1 protein-coding gene is annotated in these 1,573 nt (G+C 70.0%); it reads right to left on the reverse strand.

Going from position 1 to position 1,573, the window contains the following annotated elements:
• Positions 1–40: 40 nt before the first annotated feature.
• Positions 41–1,453: an IS701 family transposase gene (locus ACGFK0_RS37645; protein ID WP_392913561.1), complete on the reverse strand. Its 1,413-nt coding sequence runs from the start codon at positions 1,451–1,453 to the stop codon at positions 41–43.
• Between the last annotated feature and the right edge of the window lie 120 nt (positions 1,454–1,573).

The raw sequence follows: 1,573 nt of genomic DNA on the forward strand, positions 1-1,573 counted from the left end.
CTGATACGGCAGCTGTAATTTTGGTCCTGACCTGCTGTGATCATGGTGTGGTTTCGGCGTAGGTGTGCCAGGCGTGGTGACAGGTTCGGGCTCGTCGCTGGTGGCGTCGGCGCCATAGCGACCATGCGAGCCGGTGCCCGGAGTTGCGGGCGGGTGGGGGCACGAGGGTCCCTCGGATCAGCCGGAGCAGTTCGGGCACGGTGATGGGGATCAGTTCCGAGTCGTCGGCGTCGTCGGGATGGTGTTCGGTGGCGGCTGTGACGGCGAGGTAGGTGTAGGCGAGCAGGGCCAGGCAGGTCCAGCGATGCCAGGACCTCCAGCGGGTGGTCTGGCCTTTGTCCAGGCCGCAGGCCTGTTTGGCGAGCTGGTGGTCCTCCTCGATCTTCCAGCGCACGGTGGCGACGGCCACCAGGCGGGCGAGCGGGACGGGCTGCGGGCTGTAGCAGCGGTAGTAGGACAGTTTGCGGGTGTAGCGGTGCCGCCGCACCAGCAGAACGGCGCATCCGGCCTGGTCACCGGCCTGGTCACCGGCCTGGTCGCCTTCGGGGGCGTCGTCGGGGGTGATGGCGAGCATGGCCCAGTCGTAGGAGCGGACGCCTTTGGTTCCGGTTCCGGTGCGCATGCGCTGCCATCCGCCGTCGCCGATCAGCCGGACGGCCTTGCGGGCGGTGGTGGTGTGCGGGCCGAGGGCGATGGTGTGGTCGTGCTTGACGGCCATCACATACCCCATGCCCAGGCCGCGGACGGTGCGGCGCAGATCGCGGCCGCCGTACACCTCGTCCCCGGCCGCGAAGGCGGCGCCGATCCCGCGGTGGCGGGCGTGGGCGAGCATGGTGGCGGCCAGTTGCGGCTTGGTCGCGAACTCGACCTGTTCGGGGACGCCGGCCAGTTCGCGGCGTTCCTCGTCGGCCGCCCAGTCGCGGGGCAGGTACAGGCGGCGGTCGATGATCGTGTGGCCCCGCGCGGTGGCGAGGGTGAGGTTCACCGTGACCTGGCACAACGCGACCCCGCCCAGGCTGCCCGAGTACTGGCGGGCCGCGCCGACGCAGTCGGTGGAGGACTTGGCGTCGCCGGTCTCGTCCACGATGAACACCGCGTCCCCGCCGACGTCCCCGCCGACGTCCCCGCCGTCATGGATGTCGGTCAGGTGCTCTGCGGCCCAGACCGCGGTCTCGTCCAGGACCTGGCGCTCGTCCCACTTCGCCCTCGACAGCAGGTGCTGCAGCCGGTGCGGGCCGGTGTGCCCGAGCGCTTCGCCGAGCGTCCAGCAGTTGTGGTCCTCCAGCTCCATCAGCAGGCCCAGCACGAAGTCGCGGACCAGCCGCCGCGGCTCGCACCTGCGGAAACAACCCGCGATCCGGGCCATCACCGCATCCAGGAAACCGGCCCGCCGCTCATCATCGGCATGCGCTATCGTGCCCCAGACGGCCGTCGGGGTTTCTGTTTTCGTCACACAAAACAACGATCCGGGCGGCCGTCCCGCATGTCCGGGACTCCACCCGATCGTGATCATCCCCGCCTGCCCCGCCGACCAGCAGCGACATCCCCGAAGTCACGATCTACAGCTGCCGTA

It is taken from the genome of Spirillospora sp. NPDC048823, assembly GCF_043198445.1.
Lineage (GTDB): Bacteria > Actinomycetota > Actinomycetes > Streptosporangiales > Streptosporangiaceae > Spirillospora.